The organism is Collinsella sp. wc0529, assembly GCF_046116875.1.
Lineage (GTDB): Bacteria > Actinomycetota > Coriobacteriia > Coriobacteriales > Coriobacteriaceae > Collinsella.
Genome location: NZ_JBJXBO010000001.1, coordinates 343494 through 363213, shown reverse-complemented (window position 1 = coordinate 363213; position 19720 = coordinate 343494). Strand labels below are relative to the sequence as shown.

At 59.8% G+C, this 19720-nt stretch carries 20 protein-coding genes; 10 read left to right on the top strand and 10 right to left on the bottom strand.

The genetic code is table 11. The features are described 5' to 3' along the window. Positions 1-58 precede the first annotated feature (58 nt). The 4 genes from hypF to trxA all read right to left on the bottom strand — a co-directional run bounded on the left by hypF (position 59) and on the right by trxA (position 3962). Positions 59-2530, bottom strand: a complete 2472-nt coding sequence (hypF, locus tag ACKUTP_RS01520) for a carbamoyltransferase HypF (RefSeq protein ID WP_409063398.1) — start codon at positions 2528-2530, stop codon at positions 59-61. Between the two features lie 117 nt (positions 2531-2647). After that, the gene (gene nikR, locus ACKUTP_RS01515; protein ID WP_409063397.1) at positions 2648-3160 is read right to left on the bottom strand and encodes a nickel-responsive transcriptional regulator NikR; all 513 of its coding nucleotides are present in this window, start codon (positions 3158-3160) and stop codon (positions 2648-2650) included. Position 3161: 1 nt separating this feature from the next. Beyond that, positions 3162-3410, bottom strand: a complete 249-nt coding sequence (locus ACKUTP_RS01510; protein WP_006235225.1) for a hypothetical protein — start codon at positions 3408-3410, stop codon at positions 3162-3164. A 231-nt stretch (positions 3411-3641) separates the two neighbouring features. Further along, positions 3642-3962, bottom strand: coding sequence for a thioredoxin (gene trxA / locus ACKUTP_RS01505; protein WP_022093990.1), 321 nt, complete (start codon positions 3960-3962; stop codon positions 3642-3644). A gap of 136 nt (positions 3963-4098) precedes the next feature. Between trxA and ACKUTP_RS01500 the strand changes: the two genes are divergently transcribed. Then, a complete protein-coding gene (locus ACKUTP_RS01500) occupies positions 4099-4674 on the top strand; it encodes a hypothetical protein (protein ID WP_260699689.1) in 576 nt (191 codons plus the stop codon). A gap of 64 nt (positions 4675-4738) precedes the next feature. Here ACKUTP_RS01500 and ACKUTP_RS01495 read toward each other — a convergent pair whose 3' ends face one another. Both ACKUTP_RS01495 and ACKUTP_RS01490 read right to left on the bottom strand, forming a co-directional pair. Next, positions 4739-6016: a sensor histidine kinase gene (locus ACKUTP_RS01495; RefSeq protein WP_409063396.1), complete on the bottom strand. Its 1278-nt coding sequence runs from the start codon at positions 6014-6016 to the stop codon at positions 4739-4741. After that, positions 6016-6738, bottom strand: a complete 723-nt coding sequence (locus ACKUTP_RS01490; protein ID WP_409063395.1) for a LytR/AlgR family response regulator transcription factor — start codon at positions 6736-6738, stop codon at positions 6016-6018. Before ACKUTP_RS01490 ends, ACKUTP_RS01495 begins: the two co-directional genes overlap by 1 nt. Positions 6739-7031: 293 nt before the next feature. Between ACKUTP_RS01490 and nadA the strand changes: the two genes are divergently transcribed. The 4 genes from nadA to ACKUTP_RS01470 are packed head-to-tail and all read left to right on the top strand — an operon-like array spanning position 7032 to position 10898. Next, the gene (gene nadA / locus ACKUTP_RS01485; protein ID WP_409063394.1) at positions 7032-8057 is read left to right on the top strand and encodes a quinolinate synthase NadA; all 1026 of its coding nucleotides are present in this window, start codon (positions 7032-7034) and stop codon (positions 8055-8057) included. Between the two features lie 55 nt (positions 8058-8112). Then, the gene (locus ACKUTP_RS01480) at positions 8113-9489 is read left to right on the top strand and encodes an L-aspartate oxidase (RefSeq protein WP_409063393.1); all 1377 of its coding nucleotides are present in this window, start codon (positions 8113-8115) and stop codon (positions 9487-9489) included. A 3-nt stretch (positions 9490-9492) separates the two neighbouring features. Continuing rightward, entirely contained in the window at positions 9493-10353 is an 861-nt protein-coding gene (nadC, locus tag ACKUTP_RS01475; RefSeq protein WP_409063392.1) for a carboxylating nicotinate-nucleotide diphosphorylase, read from the top strand. Beyond that, positions 10353-10898 (top strand): transcription repressor NadR, encoded by a 546-nt coding sequence (locus ACKUTP_RS01470; RefSeq protein ID WP_409063391.1) that lies wholly within the window; start codon positions 10353-10355, stop codon positions 10896-10898. The genes nadC and ACKUTP_RS01470 overlap by 1 nt, the downstream gene beginning before the upstream one ends. A 138-nt stretch (positions 10899-11036) precedes the next feature. On the opposite strand, the gene ACKUTP_RS01465 is transcribed toward ACKUTP_RS01470, so the two are convergent. From ACKUTP_RS01465 to ACKUTP_RS01455, 3 genes are read right to left on the bottom strand one after another with little or no spacing between them, the layout of a single operon-like run. Beyond that, positions 11037-12182 (bottom strand): zinc-ribbon domain-containing protein, encoded by a 1146-nt coding sequence (locus ACKUTP_RS01465; RefSeq protein WP_409063390.1) that lies wholly within the window; start codon positions 12180-12182, stop codon positions 11037-11039. A gap of 33 nt (positions 12183-12215) precedes the next feature. Further along, positions 12216-13133 carry a zinc ribbon domain-containing protein gene (locus tag ACKUTP_RS01460; RefSeq protein WP_409063389.1) on the bottom strand — a complete coding sequence of 306 codons (918 nt, stop codon included), beginning with the start codon at positions 13131-13133 and terminating at the stop codon, positions 12216-12218. 28 nt (positions 13134-13161) lie between these two features. Beyond that, positions 13162-13566: a hypothetical protein gene (locus tag ACKUTP_RS01455; protein WP_409063885.1), complete on the bottom strand. Its 405-nt coding sequence runs from the start codon at positions 13564-13566 to the stop codon at positions 13162-13164. Here ACKUTP_RS01455 and ACKUTP_RS01450 point away from each other — a divergent pair. Then, positions 13492-13902, top strand: coding sequence for a helix-turn-helix transcriptional regulator (locus tag ACKUTP_RS01450; RefSeq protein WP_409063388.1), 411 nt, complete (start codon positions 13492-13494; stop codon positions 13900-13902). The two genes, ACKUTP_RS01455 and ACKUTP_RS01450, sit on opposite strands and share 75 nt — an antisense overlap. Positions 13903-14250: 348 nt before the next feature. Here ACKUTP_RS01450 and ACKUTP_RS01445 read toward each other — a convergent pair whose 3' ends face one another. Further along, positions 14251-14502 carry a 4Fe-4S binding protein gene (locus ACKUTP_RS01445; RefSeq protein WP_158564522.1) on the bottom strand — a complete coding sequence of 84 codons (252 nt, stop codon included), beginning with the start codon at positions 14500-14502 and terminating at the stop codon, positions 14251-14253. Between the two features lie 529 nt (positions 14503-15031). Between ACKUTP_RS01445 and dnaK the strand changes: the two genes are divergently transcribed. The 4 genes from dnaK (at position 15032) to ACKUTP_RS01425 (ending at position 19332) form a co-directional block, all read left to right on the top strand. Next, positions 15032-16924 carry a molecular chaperone DnaK gene (gene dnaK, locus ACKUTP_RS01440; RefSeq protein ID WP_409063387.1) on the top strand — a complete coding sequence of 631 codons (1893 nt, stop codon included), beginning with the start codon at positions 15032-15034 and terminating at the stop codon, positions 16922-16924. 2 nt (positions 16925-16926) lie between these two features. Then, entirely contained in the window at positions 16927-17769 is an 843-nt protein-coding gene (locus tag ACKUTP_RS01435; RefSeq protein WP_409063386.1) for a nucleotide exchange factor GrpE, read from the top strand. Between the two features lie 108 nt (positions 17770-17877). Then, positions 17878-18843 carry a DnaJ C-terminal domain-containing protein gene (locus ACKUTP_RS01430; RefSeq protein WP_117876925.1) on the top strand — a complete coding sequence of 322 codons (966 nt, stop codon included), beginning with the start codon at positions 17878-17880 and terminating at the stop codon, positions 18841-18843. Between the two features lie 72 nt (positions 18844-18915). Then, positions 18916-19332, top strand: a complete 417-nt coding sequence (locus ACKUTP_RS01425) for a heat shock protein transcriptional repressor HspR (protein WP_006235210.1) — start codon at positions 18916-18918, stop codon at positions 19330-19332. Positions 19333-19720 lie beyond the last annotated feature (388 nt).

Genomic DNA, 19720 nt, shown 5'->3' with positions numbered 1-19720 from the left:
CGCGGGCAAACGCGTTACGCCTGTGAGACGACTGGGCGCGGCGGCGTGCGAGGGCGAGCTACTGCGACGCAATCTGCGCAAGACGAGCGCGCGCGACCGCCGCCTGACCGTAGGCGATGCAGCCGTCGTTGATGGGTACGGAGTGGGGAACCAAGACAGTGAGACCCATGCTTTTGAGCTCGCGGGTGAGGAGCTGGAGCAAAAGTCGGTTCATGAACACGCCACCCGAGAGCGCGACGGTGCCGATGCCCTCGTGCGCGCAGATATCGCTGGCGATGCGCGCCGAGGAGCGCGCGACGGCGACATGGAAGTCGAGTGCGAGCCTGTCGGCGGGCGCTCCGGCTTCAATTCCTCCCAAAAGTGCCTCAAAGAGTGCTTTCTGGTCCAGAACATAGGGGCCGTCCAGCCACGATGGGCCAGATGCGAAATAGCCGGCGTTGTCGTCGGGAAAATGGGCGATTTCGTTGTCGAGCGCGCGCCAGGCGGCGGCTTCGAGTTCTATGGCGGGTTCGCCCTCGTAGGTTGCCTGGCCGCAGATGCCCAAAACCGCAGCGGCGGCATCAAAGAGACGCCCCATGCTGCTGGTGCGCGGGCTGTTGATGCCACGCTCGATCATGGTGGCTGTCACGCTGCGCGCTTGCTCGTCGAGGCTGTCCAAAAGCCGAGCGGCACCTGGGTGCTCGAGCAGACCGAGCTCGCTGAGCAGGGCAAAGGCGTTGCGGCGGGCGTCGCGCACGGAGGCCGCCCCACCGGGGAGCGCCCAGGTGCGCAAATGCGCGACGCGCTCAAAGCCGCCAAGGCTGGCAACAAGAAACTCGCCGCCCCAAATGGTCCCATCGGTGCCGGCGCCGGTGCCGTCAAAGGCGATGCCAAGGACACGCGCGTCGGTTGTAAGCCGGCCCGCGGCGATGACCTCGGCTATCACGCTCGCGATATGTGCATGATGGTGCTGAACTTCGATAAGTGGCAGGTTGTACTCCCGTGTCTGCTCGCGGGCCCATTGGCTCGAAAGATAACTCGGATGCAAGTCGCAGGCTAGGGCAGTGGGCGCCAAGTCAAAGAGATCTTCCAAGCGCGTGCGCGCAGCGTTCCAGGCATCGAAGGTCCCGCCGTTTTCAACATCGCCGATATGCTGCGACACAAAACAGGTTGCCTCGCCGTTCGTCCCTTCACGCGTGAGCGCAATCGTGGCCTTTTGTTGTGGCCCGCAGGCGAGCACGCAGGACGGAGCGCGGTCGAGCGCCGGCAACGGCAGCGGCTGGGGTGCATATCCGCGAGCGCGGCGCACGGGCATAACGGCGCCGTCAACCACGCGCACCACAGAGTCGTCGTAGCGCGAGAGGATCGCGCGATCGTTGCCGAGCAGCGCGTCGGCGATGCCGGCGGCAACGAGGCGCTCCCAGGCAAGGTCGTCGTCGGTCTCGATGGGTTCTTCACTCAGGTTTCCACTGGTCATGACGAGCGCGTGCATACCGTGCGACGCGGCAGCTGCAAGCAGAAGATGCTGAAGCGGGGTGTAGGGGAGCATAACGCCAAGCTCGGGAAGGTCGTGCGCGACGGACGGTGCGAGTACGAGGGCGTCGGGAGAATCGCCGTCGTTCCCGCAAACAGCACGCCGGCGCAGCAGCACGATGGGGCGGATACTGCCAGCGAGCAGATCGCGTTCAGCATCGTCGATATGACACAGGCGCTCGGCATCGGCAAGACTGCGCACCATGACGGCAAGTGGTTTGTTGCTGCGGCGTTTGCGACGGCGCAACTCGGCTACCGCTTGCTCGTTGGCAGCGTCACAGGCTAGATGGAATCCGCCCAGGCCCTTGATGGCGACGATGCCACCGCTGGCCAGCAGCTCAACGCAGCGCTCGATGATAGCGTCGCTGGCCTCGCGCGTGGTGCCGACGGCCGGTGTCGCGGACGAATTCCCGCACGCATTGCCGTTTACAGCCTCGCGCCACGTAATATGCGGCCCGCAATCAAAGCAGGCATCGGGCTGTGCGTGAAAGCGACGGTCGAGTGGATCGGCATACTCTGCGGCGCAGGCGGGGCACATGGGGAAACGGTCCATCGATGTGGCCGCTCGGTCATAAGGCAGCGATCGGATGATGGTAAAGCGTGGGCCGCAGTTGGTGCAGTTGATAAAGGGGTAGTGATAGCGCCGATCGGCGGGGTCGAACAGCTCGCGCAGGCAATCGTCACAGGTGGCGATATCGGGCGAGACGAGCGTCGTGTGCGCGGTCTGGTCCTGCGATGCTACGATGCGAAAACCCTGTTCATTGGCGGTATCCCAACCGTTGGCTGCCAAGTCCACAGCCTCGACATACTCTACGCGGGCTGCCGCAGGCGCATGCTCAGAAAGCGCGGCAACAAAAGCATCGAGCGCATCGGCCAAAGCGTGCGCCTCGATATGCACGCCGTCGCCCGCATTGAGCACCCATCCGCAAATGCCATGCGCAATGGCCTCGCGATACACAAACGGCCGCATGCCAACGCCCTGCACAATGCCCGTCACATGAATATGCACATGCCGCATGCGACACCCCTCATCAAAACCGACCAAAAAGGGACAGGTTTATTTTGGTAGGTAAAACTTCTAAACCTGCCAAAACAAACCTGTCCCTTTTTGGCAGGTGCGCTGCGGGAAATCCCGCTATAGCCCCAGGCTTTGCTTGGTGGCGGCGCAGGTGAGCTCGCCGTGCTTAACGCCGCGCAGGCCCAGCAGGCGGTCGGCTAGTTCGTAGACGCGCTCGCCGCGACCTTTGAGCGCCAGGATCTCCAAGCAGTTGTGGTGATCCAGATGCACGTGCATGGTCGATACGATTTCATCGGTGTAGTCGTGCTGCACCTCGTCCAGGCGGCGCGTCAGGTCGCCGGTGTGATGGTCGTAAATCATGGTGAGCGACCCGATAACGTGCTCATCGGGCGTGCGCATCTGCTCTTTGGCGATCGAGGCGCGAATCAGGTCGCGCACGGCCTCGGATCGGTTGGCCACGTCGCCGCGCCGCGCGATCTGTTCGTCAAAACGGCGCAGCAAGTCGTCCGGTGCGGTAACCGAAAAGCGGACCAGCTCGGAGCCGGAGCCACTACAGTGGCAGCCCGCGTCACCGCCCGCCCCGTGCGGACGCTCGTGCTCGTACCCGCAGCCGTGCTCGTGTTCGGCCACTTTACACCAGCTTCACGGAGCCGACGGAGTTGTGGTCGGCCTCGATGGCCTCTTCGTAGCCCTCGAGTGCGTCGTGGGCCTCGTGCAGCGCGGCCATGGCTGCCTCGAGCTTGGCGCCGATGCGCTCCATGTCAAAATTCTCGGTCGCATGCAGCAGCTGATGGCTCCACTCGTGAGCGAGCTCGATGGTGTCGTCGACCTGCTTGACGCTCATGGCAAGCTGGCTCATGTTCATTCCAACATCATGCATGGGAAATCTCCTTTTGTATGGGGCAGTTCAGTGGTTCAGATTTTACTACGCCCGCTCTGCGCGCAGCTGCATAAGAAAACGGGTACGAGTCTGTGCGACCCGCACCCGTTCACTGGGGGCTGTTTGTGACTACCATACTATCCGTGGTTGCACTCGGTGCATTCAGAAGTCCGGCGAGCGGCGTAAAAGCGCTCATGGACGGCAGGCAGACGGCAACATGTAACAAGCGTATTACAGATGCTTCTCCAGCAGCGCCTGCAGCCTCGCCTTGGGCAGAGCGCCAACCGAGCGGTCAATCTCCTCGCCGTTCTTAAACACAATCAGCGTGGGGATGCTCATGACGCCATACTTCATGGCCAGGTCCTGGTTGTCGTCGACGTTGCATTTGGCAACGGCAAGCTTGCCCGCCAGCTCATCGGCAACCTCGTCAACGATGGGCGAGAGGGATCGACAGGGCCCGCACCACGGTGCCCAAAAATCGACCAGCACGGGCAGGCTGTCGTTAACGATGGAATCGAAGTTCTCGGGGGTAATCTGATTAATGTCAGCCATGGTGACCTCCATAATGCGACGCGGCTCGGCCGCGTAAAACTCAGTACGACCGTGCTTATACCCAGCCGCCCGCAAAGCAACCACTCGCGGGCGGCTCTTTTATATAATGGTGGGCACGCAAACGATTGGAGAGCGCATGCCCACGTCACAAAGCCAGAAAAAAGAAGCCATCGCCCAGGCGACCGAGCAGGAGCTCGCATCGCTCGCGGGTCGTGGCGTGCGTATCGCGGGCAACGCGTGCTCGCCGATCGTGCTGGTCAAAGGCGATCTGGACGAGGCCGAGCGTTCGGGTGGCGAGCTTGCCGCCGGCCCGGATGGCGCGGCGTTGCGCAAGGCGCTTGGGGCCATCGGCTACGCGCCCGAGGATTTTTGCGTGCTGGCAAGCGTCGCCGGCGTGGGTGATGGGACGGTCGCGGTGGGCGAGACTCTGCCGTGCGAGCTGTTCCGTGAGGCGCTTGAGGCTTTGGACCCCGAGGCGGTGCTGCTGCTCGACAACAACGCGGCTGACGCCATGCGCGAGACCTACGCCGATATGCTCGTGGCGATCGATGACTTCGACACCGCCATGCTCAAGCCCGGCCTGGTCGCCCATGTGCAGGGCCGCCGCGTGCTCGCGCTCGATGGCTTTGAGGCGGCGCTGACCGACAAAGCGGCCAAGCAGCGCATGTGGGCCTACATCAAGCAGCTGACCCCGGCGGCCGCTCCGCTGTAGCGGATTGGCGCCGGTGAGCGATTGCCTGGCGGGCAAGACACGCCGCGAGATCGGCGCCGCACTTCTACATCACAGCGCGCAGCTCAAACCGATCGCCGTTAATGCGGAACTGACAGTTGCCGTTCATGCGCTCCACGGCAAGTTTGATGCTCTTGGTGCCAAAGCCGTGGCCCGCATGCCGGGTCACGGGCATGCCGTCGACCATGCGCGGCGCGCGGTCAAACGTGTTGGAAACTAACAGCAGCAGCTGGCCGTCCTCTAATCGCAGGTCAAAGTCGACGAATCGCTTTCCCTGGGGCGCGGCGCTCGCGGCGGTGATAGCGTTTTCCAAGGCATTTGAGAGCACGCTAAACAGGTCGGCGTCACCTACGTGGATGGTTTCGGGTACGGCGGCGCGCAGGTTGGCGGTAATGCCGTTTCTATTGATATCCGAGTTAAATGACGAAAGCGCGATGTTTACGGTCTCGTTGGCGCAGAAGCGGCGTACGGCGGTGCGATCGCCGGCTTCGCAGAGTTCATCGATGCGTTTGAGCGCCTCGTCGGTGTGGCCCTCCTCAATTAAAGCGGCCAGGCCGCGTAGGAAGTGGCGCATATCGTGGCGAAGAATCGACAGCTCGCGCCCAGATTGACGCCAAGCCTCGAGCTCTTTGATGGCGGCGCTGTCGCGGGTTTCGAGCATCCAGCGCTCTCGCTCGGCGGTTTCCTTTTCTTCGTATTCGCGCAGGTAAACGGCAAGAAACATAAGATAGAAGGCACAGAGCGCAAATGCCAAAAACTCAACCGTTACCACCGAGCCCGAGTGGAACAGCGTGGTGTAGACGTTGGTGGCATAGTCAAAGACGTAATAGACGAGCGGCAGGATTAAAAGGATGCCCAGCTCGGTGGTGCTTTTAATCGCCAAGCGCGGACCGATGTCGCCGGCCCAATGCAACAGGACAGCAAAGACGGCGAGTGTGGTCGCGATGCGCGCCAGATAGTACGCGATCTGAGAATCGGTTGCGGCAAAGGCGGCGATGCCCATCCAATTGCTGAACTGGCAGCTCAGATAGGCACTCGTAATGCCGAGCACGGCAAGCAGCGGGCTCAGGCGGTAGCGCGCGCACAAATAGATGACGAGCGGCAGATGCACGACGAGTGGATATACCTGGCGGGCGAAAAGCTCGCCGCCGACGGCATTGGCGAGGCCAAATGCGCATCCAGTTACGGCACCGACCAGCACCAGTTCAAGCGCATGACGCCGGTTGATCTCGATACCGCACAGCGCCGCCGAGGCAAAGACGCCAAAGAGCAGCGTCGTGGCGTGGTGGATTGCCCAAAGGACCATTTCGACCGAGGAGACCATCAGTGTCTCCCACCCTCAAAGCGAACCGCAAAGTAGGCGTCTTGGAATCCCTGCTTGCAGCTGCGCGAAAGCGGGATGCACGCACCCGAGCGCATGACGATGTCCGTGCGGTCAAAGTGATCGATATTGCGCAGGTTGACCTGGTAGCTGCGGTGGCATTTAAAGAAGGTAGCATTTTGCGCCAAACGGTCCTCGACGCTGCGGAACGACTCGAGTGCCTCGATATCGCGTCCATCGCGCAGGTGGAAGACCACGTGCTTGTTGCGCGCCTCGGCATATTCGATGTCGGACAGGCGCAGGGCGTGGTAACCAAAGGACGTTTTGATCACGAGCTCGTCGGTTGCCGGCGGGCGCATGCTCGAAAGCTCGTCGAGTAACTGCGCCAGGCGTTCATAAGTTACGGGCTTGAGCAGATAATCGAAGGCGCGGACCTCGTAGGACTCCAGTGCAAACTCGGGCGATGAAGTGAGAAACACCAGACGCACGGCGGTATCGGCCTGGCGCAATTCGCGCGCGGTGTCCATGCCGTTGACGAGCGGCATGATCATGTCGAGCAGAATGATGTCGGCGCGCGATGCGGCATGGCGGGCCAGCAGGTCCTCGCCGCGCGTGACGAGCGCAACATCGACCGCCGTGCCCGTCTCGGTCGACCAACGGTCGATCATCCGGTGCAGTCTATCTAGAAAAGCGACATCATCGTCGCAGGCAATAATCTTGAGCATTCTGGGCCCCCTTAGTAGTTCGATTTTGCCACATTGGGTGCGGACCGCTCGCGGAGGCGTGTCCCATTTGCGCCCCACGTCGTGCAACTCGCGCCGAGCGGTATTGCGGTGGCGAAAGATGCCTCCTGCGCTATCGAGAGCTCGGCTATCCTCAGCTTGCCAGTTCGAAAATGGACCTGCCACATGATTGAATCTTTATTTCAACTTGACACCTAGGTTTACAGCTGTCTTGTCAGCTGTAAACCTAGGTGTCATACTAAAGCCCCAAGATTCGCCAAAAGAGAGGGGCCTTGATGGCACAGAGCGCGAACATGGATGCGTCGGAGCTTGCACGCGATATCGCGGCCGGCCTAGCATCGGCAACGACGGCAACGGAGCGCGCGGCACTGGTGCCCGCAGAGCTTGTCGAGGCCATTCAACAACTAAAAACCCAACGTGACGCGGTGATCCTAGCGCACTATTACGTGGCGCCCGAGGTACAGGCCGTGGCTGATTACGTCGGCGACAGCTTTTACCTGGCAAAGCTTGCCAAGAGCCTGCCGCAGCAGACCATCGTGCTGTGCGGCGTGGAGTTTATGGGCGAGAGCGCCAAGCTGCTCAACCCCACCAAGACCGTGCTGCTGCCCGAGCCGGGCGCGGACTGCCCCATGGCGCACATGGTCAAGCGTGAGACGGTCGACGCGGCGCGCGCCGAGTACGGTGACGACCTTGCCGTGGTCTGCTACGTCAACTCCACGGTCGAGATCAAGAGCTGGAGTGATGTGTGTGTCACCAGCTCCAACGCCGTCAAGATTGTGTCCGAGCTGCCGCAGCAGCATGTCCTGTTCATTCCCGACCAAAACCTGGGTCGCTTCGTAGCCGAGCAGGTGCCGCAAAAGCACGTCATCCTCAACAAGGGCTACTGCCCGCGCCACCACATCATCACCGTCGAGCAGATCGTTGACGCGACGGAGGCCCACCCCGACGCGCTCGTGCTGGCGCATCCCGAGTGCAAGGCCGACGTTCTGGCCGAGGCCGACTACATCGGCTCCACCGCCGGCATCATCAAGTACGCCGAGGAGTCGGACGCGAGCGAGTTCATCATCGTGACGGTCCGCGGCGTGCTCTACGAGCTCGAGCGCCGCTGCGAGGGCGCCGGCAAAAAGTTCTATTTCCCTGCGGTGCAGCCCACCTGCGTCAACATGGATCTCATCACGCTCGAAAAGCTCGTGCGCTGCCTGGAGACGGGTGAGGGCGAGGTGCAGATCGGCGTGTCGGACGAGGCTGCCGACCAGGCCAAACTTACGCTCGACCGCATGCTCGAGTACGCAGCGCGCTAGAACAATGTGGCATGAGGGATGGTCCCTTATGTCACATTCAAGGGAGAGGATTCCTATGGAAACCAAGCAATACCCCGACATGGAGTGCGACGTCGTCATTGCCGGCTGCGGCGTAGCGGGCCTGTACGCGGCTCTCAACCTGCCGACGAGCACGCGCGTGATCATGCTCTCCAAGGGCGCTGTCGACGAGTGCGATTCGATGCTCGCACAGGGCGGCATCTGCGTGCTGCCCGAGGGCTCGGACTACGATGCCTTCTTTGAGGACACCATGCACGCCGGCCATTACGAGAACCGCCGCGAGAGCGTCGACATCATGATCCGCTCGAGCCGCTCGGTCATCAACGACCTGCTAGCGATGGGCGTGGATTTTGAGCGCAAGGCCGACGGCAGCCTCGACTTTACCCGCGAGGGCGCGCACAGCCGTCCGCGCATTGCCTTCCATGCCGATATCACCGGCAAGGAGATTACGACCAAGCTGCTCCAGGCCGTTCGCAAGCTGGATAACGTGCAGATTTTGGAGCACGTAGCCATGACCGATATCCTGACGGGCGAGCGTGACGGCGCCACGGTGTGTGCCGGTGTCGTCGCCGTTTCCGTGGACGAGGACAACTCGGTTCGTCCCGCCGACGAGCTGACAAATGCCGCCGGGGGCGTGCATGCCGGCGAGCCGTTTAAGATCCATGCCCGCCACACGCTGTGGGCGACGGGCGGTATCGGCGGCGTATACGACCATTCGACCAACTACCCGCAGCTCACGGGCGATGCCTGCTACATTGCTCAGGAGCATGGCATTAAGATGGAGCATCTGGACTACGTGCAGATTCACCCCACGGGACTGTTCTCGCCGCAGCCGGGCCGCACCTTCCTGATCAGCGAGAGCTGCCGCGGCGAGGGCGCGATTTTGCTCAACGCCGCCGGCGAGCGCTTTACCGACGAGCTTCAGCCGCGTGATGTGGTCGCCGCCGCCATTCGCGAGCAGATGAAGCAGGACGGTACCGAGCACGAGTGGCTGAGCTTCGCCCCCGTCGAACGCGATGTGGTGACCGGGCATTTTGCCAACATTCGCGCGCGCTGCCTTGAGGACGGCCGCGACATCTTGGACGAGCCCATCCCCGTTACGCCCACGCAGCACTACTTTATGGGTGGCGTATGGGTCGATAAGGACGGCCGCACCTCGATGCCCGAGCTCTACGCCGCGGGCGAGACGGCCTGCAACGGCGTTCACGGCAAGAATCGCCTTGCATCAAACAGCCTGCTCGAAGCGCTGGTCTGGGGTCGTCGCGCCGCGTGGTATATGCGTACCGGCGAGTCACTGGCCGTGGAGCAGGCGGGCAATCCCGCGCTCGATGGCCGTCATCGCGCCCTGAGCGCCGACATCCTGGCAATCGATGATCTGGCCCGTGCCGCCGGCACGCAGGCCGTGGAGGAGTAGACCATGAATCCCATTACCATGAAGCTCGTCGTCGATGATCTGATTCTGCAGGCTCTGCGCGAGGACATTACCTTTGAGGACGTGAGCACGGCGAGCGTGTGCCCCACGGCGCGCCCCGCCACGGTGGAGCTTATCGCCAAGGCCGATGGCATCATCGCGGGCCTGGATGTGTTCGCTCGCACCTTTGAGCTGCTGGATTCGCAGAGCTCGGTGCTGTTTGATGTTGCCGACGGTGACGAGGTCCACGCCGGTGACCACGTGGGGCAGGTGCGTGGCGATGCGCGCGTACTGCTTTCGGGCGAGCGCGTGGCGCTCAACTACCTGCAGCGCATGAGCGGTATCGCTACCTATACGCACCAGATGGCCGCGGCGCTCGAGGGCACCAAGACCGTGCTCGTCGATACGCGCAAGACCACGCCGGGCATGCGCGTCTTTGAGAAGGCCGCGGTCGAGATTGGCGGCGGCAGCAACCACCGTTACAACCTGTCGACGGCCGTCATGCTCAAGGACAACCACATCGATGCCGCCGGCGGCGTGGCGCGTGCAATCGAGATGGCGCGCGCCCATGCATCGTTTACCGCGACGGTCGAGATCGAGTGCGAGAACCTGGACATGGTGCGCGAGGCCGTGGAAGCCGGTGCCGACATTATCATGCTCGACAATATGACCCATGACGACATGGCGGCCGCTATCGAGCTTATCGCCGGTCGTGCCAAGACCGAGTGTTCGGGCAACGTGGACGCCGACAACATTCGCGCCCTGGCCGATCTGGGTGTCGACTATATTAGCTCGGGCGCCCTGACGCACTCTGCGCCGATTCTCGACCTCTCGCTTAAGCACCTGCGTCTGCTGGACGGCAAATAATGGACGCCCGCGAGCGTCGCCGTGCCATCATGGGCGTGCTCGAGCGAGCCAAGGGCCCCGTCTCCGGCAGCGCACTTGCTCGTGAGGTGGGTGTGAGCCGCCAGATTGTCGTGCAAGACATCGCCCTGCTGCGCGCCGATGGGCACGATATCGTGGCGACCAATCGCGGCTACGTGTTGCAGGAGGCGGCGAGCAGTCCGGCTGTTCCCACGCGCTTGGTCAAGGTTCGCCACGGCGTGGAGCAGGCAGGCGATGAGCTCACGAGTATCGTCGACGCCGGTGGTGCCGTGCTCAACGTGATCGTCAATCACCGCGTGTACGGTAAGATCACGGCCGACCTGGACATCCGCAATCGTCGCGATGTTGAGCGCTACCTGCACGATATCGAGAGCGGCAAGAGCTTTCCACTACTAACGGTGACGAGCGGCTACCACTTCCATCGCATCGCGGCGGAAGACGAGCAGACCCTCGACGAGATCGAGGCGATGCTCAAGGAGAAAGGCTACCTAGCAGACCTCATGCCCTACGAGGACAACCTCGGCTAGACCACCAATTTGGGGACAGGTTTCAAATTGAGGATTGCAAAAAAGAGGGCTATCGCGCCGATGCGATGGCCCTCGTTTTATGAGATATGAAATATGAAATGCTAAATCCGCAAGTAAAAACGTGTTTAAGATGTGGGGCTACTGGTGGTCTCCAGAATATCGGACGTAGGCATCCGACATGCCTTGATTTTTTAAGGCAGAAACCGCTTGTTCCGCCTCAGTTCGACTTGAAAACCTGCCAGCGGAAACCGAATACCACGTCTCCTTGTTAAGGTTTGTCCAGTCTGTTGTGCACACGACAATTGCGCCTGGGAACCCGCTGTTTCTAAGATCATCTGCCTTTTTCTCCGATGTTGTATAGTCCTTACTGGCCATGACGAATGCGCCCCAAAATGGGCTTATTTCTGATAGAGAAGACGTCGATGACTCATTCTGCTCGACGGCTTTCTTTGCATTTTCAGCCTCTTGCTCAGCGCGCTTTTGAGCGGCAGAAGCATCCTCGGCTTGTTTGGCGGAAACTGCTGCATCACGAGCTCCCCTTGCGGCTGCAGCTAGAGCTTTCGCTGAGCTCTTCGAATCGCAACCTCCCCGCTCGGCTAACTTTTCTGCCGCATTGATTTGCTCGTCGGTAACATCGGCTGGATCGATCTTGTCACCCAATGTCAGCTTTGCCATCTCGCGGAAATCAGCCTTTTCGCCATCTTTGAGAGCACGCTTCACTTTAAATTTTACGCTCGAATCGGAAACGTTCCAGAGCGAGCCGTCCGCTCCAATCGGAGTACCCTCTATTACGAGCTCATATGTTCCCGGAATGAGTTCAAGACCTTTTCCATCGGAATCGACAAATGCCGTTTTGTCGATTTTGCTTCCGTTGACATCGGTTCCTTTCACGCGGATCGGTAGCTTGGAAGCTCCTTCCGATGTATTCCATCCATCTCCGGAAACACTGATAAGAACAGAATGCTTCGAGTATTCAGCTGCAGTGGTCTTCTGCTTCTTTGTCGTCTGTTTCGATTGCGGCATGTACACGCCAAAGTAATAGCTGGCACCTCCGCATGCGACTAACGCCGCAATCATCGCTGCCACAATGATTCGCGTACGCTTTTTGGGTTGTCTGCTCCGACTGGTTGTAGAGATATTGCACAGTCGATTGCCAAGCGCAGACTGAGTTGGCTCAAGAGGTTGACTAGATAAATCAACCTGGGCTGAATCCAGTGGTGCCCCGCATTGAACGCAGAATTGCATTCCGTCTTCGTTTTTCGTGCCGCATTCTGTGCAGTACATATGAGTCTCCTCGGTTTGATTTACAGAGACCTTCTATTCAAAACGATGGCCACATTTGCCACAGAATTTTGCAGACTCATCCTGCATGGCGCCACAATTGGGACACCATTTCTTTCCAGCTTCGTTGCCTGCCGTTTCGTTACTCGTTATCGGACTGCCGTCGCCTTGCTTCTGCGCAGTATCTTGGTAGGTATTGGACATACTTCCGACCACCTGCTTGGCAGCTTGCTGTATATTTTTCAATTCAGAATTAGAAAAGAGGTCTTTCCCGTTGCGTCCCAATACCGCGCGAAGATGAAATACGACCATCATGGTCGTTCCCACTACAAGCAATACCGCACCAACACCAACGCTGAAACCAAATCCTGCATCTCTGATAAGGCTGTTCAATATAACAACTAAAGAAATGCCGCCTGTTGCGACGCCAATCAAAGGAAGGCCATAGCAGCCCAAGACGGTTGCAATAATCCAAATAGGCTGAAACCACCAATAGCCCATGGCAACATAGCTGCCGCCCAAATAGGATGTGGAGGTCAGTTCTTTGGAAGAAAAACCGAGAAACGATGCGACGATGGCAATTAAGGTAGCTAGCACCATCATTTTCTGGTTAAACCCAAAGGAAAAAGAAAGGCCTATTTTCTGCTGCTTCGTGTTAAATGCGGATCGTTGCATTTGATTGCCGAGGTTTGAAAAAGCGGTTTTAGCACTATCGACTGCCTCGTGCGCCATTTGAACGCTGCTCGCTGTTTCATCGCTGTTCGCCTGATAAGAAAGACCGTCGCTGTCTTCACTCGGTTTTGTTCGATTTATGGCTGCCCTTTTGCTTTCATTGGCCTGTACATCCGCTTCTGTTTCTTTATATGAACCTTCAGGGTCGCAAAGAGACGCTCCGCATTTTTCGCAATACACTGCTATTTCAGAATTCTTGTGACCACATTTCCAGCAGTACATTTCTGCCCCCGTTTCTTATCTAAAACTTCTACATGCCGTAGAGTTCATTTTTGTCATTGGAAAACGCTTCTCGATACTTCGCGGAAGCCTTTGAGATTCTATTTCTCTCGAAATCGACTACTTCGTGCCGCCAATCTTCGTTCTCGAAATAGTGGTTTGCATAGGATTCGAAGAATCCTTCTCCGGGGATATGGTTCGAATCATTCTTTTTTCCTACCAGAGCGGGCAAGCTTGGCAGACCCAAATTCACGCACCATTCCTGGATGGCGTCTAAAAGAAAGGCGACCTCTCTGCTGTGAGGATTTCCCATTTTCATCCTCCGAGCGAACTCTGAATAGCTAATCGAGGTTTGTCCTTCATGAGACGCTTGCCATATCACCATGGCGGCCTCGCGGACCTTAGATTCGTCAAATCGATGGCTCTGCTTGTCCATAAAATCATTCCTTCGCAAATGCCTTGTTTGCATATTAAGCTGGGAAAAGTCTGTTTGCAAACTCTCTGTTTGTTGTTCAACAAATTCGTATGTCATAGCGTTGATTTATGCGAAACAGAGGGTTTTCAAAACTTCAACAAGCAGCTGGGCCACCATCTGCAACTTCTTCGAAAGAGCCAAGGGTTGTCCCAAGAGGCTGTCGGAGAAGCGCTCGGCATGGACCGGGTTTCGATTGGATATATCGAGCAAGGAAAGCGAGCTCCTCGGCTTCAGACCCTCTACGCGTTGGCGCTTCTCTACAGAGTTCCCGTTGCAAAGCTGTTTGATTTTGAATAGGGCGCTCGGTGCTGTAAGCGAAATGCTTTTCTATCGCTACGTCTAGCTTTAAATAGCTGCTTCCTATTAGAGTAAAAAGATGCAGAACATTTTTGCCAGCGTCTGTTCAGTCTGACTTCTTCGGCTGTCGTTGGTTTGTCTCGGCTGCTGCAGATTTAGTTGTTAATACGGGTGATTTTGTCCACATTCCCATTTTGGGCGAACTCGTGGCGGGACAAAACCACCAATTTGAAACCTGTCCCCAAATTGGTGGTCCTAGTAACGAATGCAAAAGGAGGCCTCCGCGGCGATGCGGAGGCCTCCTTTTTTGTGCACGGTGTACTTTTGAGTGTGCAAGTGGGGGAGTTGTTACTCCTCGACGATCTCGGTGATCGCGCCGGCGGGGCAAGCGTCCTGGCAAGCGCCACAGGCGACGCAGGAGTCCTCGTCGGCGACGGTAGCGACGTCCTGGAGCTCCAGAACGCCAGCGGGGCAGGAGTCGACGCAAACGCCACAAGCGATGCACTCGTCGGCATCAATTACGGGATGAGCCATGGTAGTTTCCTCTCTGTTGACCGACGCTACAGGCGATGCGCGCCGGTTTGATTCGGGCAAAAACATACCACGGGAGCGACCGTTTGCAATACCCTCTGACCGGCATCTTCATACCGTTCGCCGAGTATGCCAAGGTTTACTAAAAAATGCGCAGGTGGGGCCGTTGAGCTGCGCAAATGTTAGCTAAAGGTGACTTGAAATATAGGGCGATTGAGCGTGCTTGCGGAAACCGCATCCCGTTATTTTGCCGAAAACCGGGTCGCAGTTTCCGGTTGGACCCGCTAGCGGAAACTGCGACCCGGAATCCACGCTCAAAACGGGACGAGCTTTCCGCAAGGCAGCCCCAGGCACCCTCGGACCCAAACCTCAGCCATCTCTACATAGATCTCGATAGATTTGCCGAGAACTCAAACAGTGCGTCTACCTGCGTATTTGCGAACCTAAACTCTCGGCAATAAGAAATCTTATATGAATTGACTTAGATTTTGTATATTCCGGCCCATAAGGGGATACACTACATCCTGAAAGACAAGCCGAAACACCGCTCGGCAGACCGCCGAGTCGGTGCAAACGCACAAGAGAGAGGGAATTTCTAATGGGCAAGATTCTTGGTATCGACCTTGGTACTACTAACTCCGCAATGGCCGTCCTCGAGGGCGGTTCTCCGACCATTATCGTGAACGCCGAGGGCGACCGCACCACCCCGTCTGTCGTGGGCTTCCGTGCCGACGGCGACCGCGTTGTGGGTAAGGCCGCTAAGAACCAGGCTGTCACCAACCCCAAGAACACCGTGTTCTCCATCAAGCGCTTTATGGGCCGCAAGTACTCCGAGTGCACCTCCGAGATCAAGACCGTGCCGTACGAGGTCAAGGAGGGCCAGGGTGGCCGTGCCGTCGTCGACATCGAGGGCAAGGATTACACCGCTGAGCAGGTGAGCGCCATGACGCTCGCGAAGATGAAGGCCGACGCCGAGAAGTATCTGGGCGAGACCGTCACCGACGCCGTCATCACCGTCCCGGCCTACTTCAACGACGCCCAGCGTCAGGCCACCAAGGACGCCGGTAAGATCGCCGGCCTCAACGTCAAGCGTATCGTCAACGAGCCGACCGCTGCTGCTCTTGCCTATGGCCTGGACAAGCAGGGCACCGACCAGCGCATCCTGGTCTTCGACCTGGGCGGCGGTACCTTCGACGTCTCCATCCTCGACCTCGCCGACGGCGTGTTTGAGGTTCTGTCCACCTCGGGCGACAACCACCTGGGCGGCGACGACTGGGATCAGCGCGTCATCGACTGGATGGCCGATAAGTTCCAGCAGGAGAACGGTGTCGACCTGCGTCAGGACCCCATGGCCCTGCAGCGTCTGAAGGAGGCCGCCGAGAACGCCAAGAAGGAGCTTTCCGCCGCCCAGCAGACCACCATCAACCTGCCGTTCATTACCATGAACCAGTCCGGCCCGCTGCACCTCAACTACACGCTGACCCGCGCCGAGTTCGAGAAGATCACCCGCGACCTGCTCGAGCGCTGCAAGCAGCCTGTCACCAACGCACTGCGCGACGCCAAGCTTAAGCTCTCCGATCTGACCGAGGTCATCCTCGTCGGCGGCTCCACCCGTATGCCCGCCGTCCAGGAGCTCGTCAAGACGATGACCGGCAAGCAGCCCAACATGTCCGTGAACCCCGACGAGGTCGTTGCCGACGGCGCTGCCGTCCAGGGCGGCGTGCTCACCGGCGACGTCGAGGGCATCCTGCTGCTCGACGTTACCCCGCTGTCGCTGGGCGTCGAGACCATGGGCGGCATCATGACCAAGATGATCGACCGCAACACCACGATCCCGACCTCCAAGACCGAGGTCTACTCCACCGCTGCCGACAACCAGACCAGCGTCGAGATCAACGTGCTCCAGGGCGAGCGCGAGCTTGCCCGCGATAACAAGTCGCTCGGTAAGTTCCAGCTGACCGGTATCCCGGCTGCCCGCCGCGGCGTGCCGCAGATCGAGGTCACCTTCGACATCGACGCCAACGGCATCGTCAAGGTCTCCGCTAAGGACAAGGGCACCGGCAAGGAGCAGCAGATCACCATTTCCGGCTCCACCGCTCTGTCCGACGACGAAGTCGATCGTATGGTCAAGGACGCCGAGGCTCATGCCGAGGAGGACAAGAAGCAGAAGGAAGAGGTCGAGGTTCGCAACCAGACCGACAGCCTGTGCTACTCCACCGAGCAGACCCTCAACGAGCTCGGTGACAAGGTTTCCGCCGACGTGAAGTCCAAGGCCGAGGCCGCTATCGCCGACGCCAAGAAGGCGCTCGAGGGCTCTGACGTCGAGGCCATCAAGGCCGCCGGCGAGTCCCTGCAGTCCGTGGCCTACGAGCTGGCCCAGGTTGTCTATGCCGACGCTCAGCAGCAGACCGACGGTGCCGCTGACGCCCAGCCTGCCGACGATGACGTCGTCGACGCCGACTACGAGGTTGTGGACGACGAGGACAAGTAATCATGTCCGCCCGTAAAGCTCGCACGGAGGCGGCTGCCGCTGGCGCCGCCCCCGTTGACTCTGAGGAGAAGGACGTGAAGATTCCCGTAGAGGCCGTCGACGATACCGAGGCCAACGAGGCCGAGGCCGCCGAGGCTGCCGAGAACCAGGTAGAGGATTCCAACAAGGAGGCGACGATGACCGAGGACGAGATGGTGGAAGCCGCTATCCGCGCCGGTGAGGAAGCCGCCGACAACGACTTTAAGCTTAAGTTCGAGCAGGCTCAGAAGGAGCTTACCGACGTGCGCAACGAGCTTGATGCTGCGGCAGAGGCTCAGAAGGCCGCCGAGGACAAGGCAAAGGACGCCACCGAGCGCACCGCCCGTCTGCAGGCCGACTGGGAGAACTTCCGTCGCCGCACCGCAAACGAGCGTATCGCCGAGCGCGAGCGCGCGACCGAGAAGCTTGTCACCGCGCTGTTGCCGGTGATCGACGATATCGAGCGCGCGATTGACCATGCCCGCAGCCAAGAGCTTTCCGACGACTTTAAGCAGTTCGTCGATGGCGTTGACGCGGTTCATGCCAAGCTGCTCGATGTGTTTGCGCACGAGGGCGTTGAGCCCATCGACCCCAAGGGCGAGGCGTTCGATCCGCTCGAGCACCAGGCTGTGGGTCGCGTCGAGGACGCATCGCAGTACGACGAGACCGTCAACGATGTGTACCAGAAGGGCTACCGCATGGCGGATCGCATTCTGCGTTCCGCGATGGTGACGGTGACCTACGGTGGCGAGAAGCGCCCCGCACCGGAGCCCGAAGCGGCGCCCGAGGATGCTGCGGCCGATACGGCCGAGAGCACCGAGGAGTAATTGAGAAGGGCCCCGGGGCAACACCCGGGGCCCTTTCTGGCCTAGTGCCATATGAAAGCATGGGCCGTCGTCTGCATGGGCGGCGGACGTAACAGGAGAGGAGCTACGATGGCTGCAGGCAAAACCTTCTATGACATCCTGGGCGTATCCAAGAGCGCCTCCGACAAAGAGATCAAGAGCGCGTTTCGCAAGCTCGCGCAAAAATATCACCCCGATGCCGGCGGCGACGAGGCCAAGTTTAAGGAGATCAGCGAGGCCTATGAGACGCTTTCGGACGAGAAGAAGCGCAAAGAGTACGACCAGATGCTCATGTTTGGCGGTATGCCGGGCGCGGGCGGCGCGTATGGCGGCGGCTACGGTGCCGGCGCGGGTGCCAGCGGCTGGGGCGACATCTTCGACAGCATCTTTAGCGGCAACGGCGCCTGGGGCAGCGATTGGGGCTCGGGCTTTGCCGGGGCTGCGGGCGCTGCCGGTGCCGGCGCTGGCCGCAGCCGTGCTCGCAAGGGCGGCGACCTGTCGCTGACCGTCGATGTGACGGCCGAGGACGCGTTTCGCGGTGTGACGCACAAGGTCACCTATCGCATTCCCTCGACAGGTGAGCAGCAGACCATTACGGTCTCGGTGCCTGCGGGTGCGGTCGACGGCGGCAAGCTGCGCTACAAGCGTCGCGGCGAGTATGGCGTTGCGGGTGGCGAGCGCGGCGATCTGGTCGTGACCACGCATGTGGAGGAGCACCCGCTGTTTAAGCGCAAAGGTGCCGACGTGACCATGGAGGTACCGGTCTCGGTCTACGAGGCGGCGCTCGGCTGCACGGTGGACGTGCCGACGCCCGGCGGTGCGACGGTTCGTCTGAAGGTGCCCGCGGGTACCCAGACGGGCAAGAAGTTCCGCTTTAAGGAAATGGGGGCGCCCGACGTTAAGCACCGTGGCCGCACAGGCGCGCTGCTCGTCGAGATCAAGGTGCAGGTCCCCACGAACCTATCCGATGACGAGCGCGATGCCATGACCAAGCTGCGCGAGACCGACACACGCGACTATCGCGAGAAGGTCAACCGTTACAAGGCGACGTACTAGGGCGGTCGCGGCGCACGCCCGCGCCCACGGGCTTATGATGGACGATAACGAGACGGAAAGGGGTCAGGTAGCATGGCCGAGGACAATAGGAACAAACCGCTGTACATGATCAGCGTGGCGGCCGAGCTGACCGGCATGCACCCGCAGACTCTGCGCGTCTACGAGTCCAAAGGCTTGGTGAATCCCCAGCGCTCGGGCGGCAACACGCGTCTGTATTCGCGTGCCGATATCGAGCGCCTGGAGCTCATCAACCAACTGACCGACGAGGGCATCAACCTCGCCGGCGTGGTGCGCATCCTCGATATGAAGGAGCGTGCCGAGGAGCGCGAACGCGAGAACGAGAAGCTCCGCGCCCGCGTACGCCAGCTCGAGGACGAGCTGCACGAGTACAAGATGCAAAAGAAGATTACCGCCCTGGCCCCGCGCGACGGCTCAGTTAACCCCGAGCAAGTCATGCGCAAGCTGCTGGGCGCCGGCGGGGATTTGTAGTTACGCGGTTTTACCAAACCGCGTAACGGGCCGACGCTGCTCGACGTCCAGAGCGACAATTTGTCATTCAAAAGGCAAGGCATGACCAGAAGGTCTATGCCTTGCCTTTTTCATGCCAACTTGTTCGCTCTGGACGTCGCTCGCTGTCCGTCCTCTACCTGCGGCGTTGCCTTGCTCCGGATACGGCAGGGTAGTCATTGGGGACGTTCTTAAATGACTAGTCAAAGGGGACATTCTTGCGGCATTTGGCACTTGGGGACGTTCCTTTTGTGCCGGCACTTTGGGACACTCCTTGTTAGGAGAGTGATGCAAGGGGCTCGTCCTTTACTTTACCGAGATAAAGTGAACGTGCAGATTCGCAACCCACTCGCAACTGTTCTATGGCACG

Bases quoted from the DNA above. Each gene is read 5' to 3' on its own strand.
- hypF (WP_409063398.1), bottom strand. From the start codon at position 2,530: ATGCGGCATGTGCATATTCATGTGACGGGCATTGTGCAGGGCGTTGGC.
- ACKUTP_RS01510 (WP_006235225.1), bottom strand. From the start codon at position 3,410: ATGCATGATGTTGGAATGAACATGAGCCAGCTTGCCATGAGCGTCAAG.
- trxA (WP_022093990.1), bottom strand. From the start codon at position 3,962: ATGGCTGACATTAATCAGATTACCCCCGAGAACTTCGATTCCATCGTT.
- ACKUTP_RS01500 (WP_260699689.1), top strand. From the start codon at position 4,099: ATGCCCACGTCACAAAGCCAGAAAAAAGAAGCCATCGCCCAGGCGACC.
- ACKUTP_RS01495 (WP_409063396.1), bottom strand. From the start codon at position 6,016: ATGGTCTCCTCGGTCGAAATGGTCCTTTGGGCAATCCACCACGCCACG.
- ACKUTP_RS01490 (WP_409063395.1), bottom strand. From the start codon at position 6,738: ATGCTCAAGATTATTGCCTGCGACGATGATGTCGCTTTTCTAGATAGA.
- nadA (WP_409063394.1), top strand. From the start codon at position 7,032: ATGGCACAGAGCGCGAACATGGATGCGTCGGAGCTTGCACGCGATATC.
- ACKUTP_RS01480 (WP_409063393.1), top strand. From the start codon at position 8,113: ATGGAAACCAAGCAATACCCCGACATGGAGTGCGACGTCGTCATTGCC.
- nadC (WP_409063392.1), top strand. From the start codon at position 9,493: ATGAATCCCATTACCATGAAGCTCGTCGTCGATGATCTGATTCTGCAG.
- ACKUTP_RS01470 (WP_409063391.1), top strand. From the start codon at position 10,353: ATGGACGCCCGCGAGCGTCGCCGTGCCATCATGGGCGTGCTCGAGCGA.
- ACKUTP_RS01465 (WP_409063390.1), bottom strand. From the start codon at position 12,182: ATGTACTGCACAGAATGCGGCACGAAAAACGAAGACGGAATGCAATTC.
- ACKUTP_RS01460 (WP_409063389.1), bottom strand. From the start codon at position 13,133: ATGTACTGCTGGAAATGTGGTCACAAGAATTCTGAAATAGCAGTGTAT.
- ACKUTP_RS01450 (WP_409063388.1), top strand. From the start codon at position 13,492: ATGAGACGCTTGCCATATCACCATGGCGGCCTCGCGGACCTTAGATTC.
- ACKUTP_RS01455 (WP_409063885.1), bottom strand. From the start codon at position 13,566: ATGGACAAGCAGAGCCATCGATTTGACGAATCTAAGGTCCGCGAGGCC.
- ACKUTP_RS01445 (WP_158564522.1), bottom strand. From the start codon at position 14,502: ATGTTTTTGCCCGAATCAAACCGGCGCGCATCGCCTGTAGCGTCGGTC.
- dnaK (WP_409063387.1), top strand. From the start codon at position 15,032: ATGGGCAAGATTCTTGGTATCGACCTTGGTACTACTAACTCCGCAATG.
- ACKUTP_RS01435 (WP_409063386.1), top strand. From the start codon at position 16,927: ATGTCCGCCCGTAAAGCTCGCACGGAGGCGGCTGCCGCTGGCGCCGCC.
- ACKUTP_RS01430 (WP_117876925.1), top strand. From the start codon at position 17,878: ATGGCTGCAGGCAAAACCTTCTATGACATCCTGGGCGTATCCAAGAGC.
- ACKUTP_RS01425 (WP_006235210.1), top strand. From the start codon at position 18,916: ATGGCCGAGGACAATAGGAACAAACCGCTGTACATGATCAGCGTGGCG.